1 protein-coding gene is annotated in these 302 nt (G+C 45.0%); it reads right to left on the bottom strand.

Annotated elements, in window-relative coordinates; all coding sequences use genetic code 11:
* The coding region (locus tag QWY28_RS23420) for a hypothetical protein (RefSeq protein WP_439117279.1) at positions 1-208 on the bottom strand (208 nt) is incomplete at its 3' end.
* Positions 209-302: the final 94 nt, after the last annotated feature.

The raw sequence follows: 302 nt of genomic DNA, 5'->3' as shown, positions 1-302 counted from the left end.
ATTTTAGAGTAAGGATACCTCTTGTGCTTTGGGCTTCGTCACCTACATAGGAGTCCTTTTGTCCCATGCCGACCATGACACCTTGATGTCTTGGCCGACCCACAATTGAAGGGAATACAGCACGAGGGGCATCGTCCCCGGCGAAACCGGCTTTGCACATACCGGATCCATTGTCTACGACTAAAGCGGCAACTTCTTCGTCACACATGTTGATTTGTTAGTATTTGTTGACTTGAAAAGGGGTATAAATAAATGTGAGTTATTCGTTAAAGCACAGCGCTTTTACTGCACTTACTCTAAAA

Source organism: Nocardioides oceani, assembly GCF_030412965.1.
Taxonomy (GTDB): domain Bacteria; phylum Actinomycetota; class Actinomycetes; order Propionibacteriales; family Nocardioidaceae; genus Nocardioides; species Nocardioides oceani.
The sequence above is the reverse complement of the archived record's forward strand: the minus strand, read 5'-3'. Positions and strand labels throughout refer to the sequence as shown.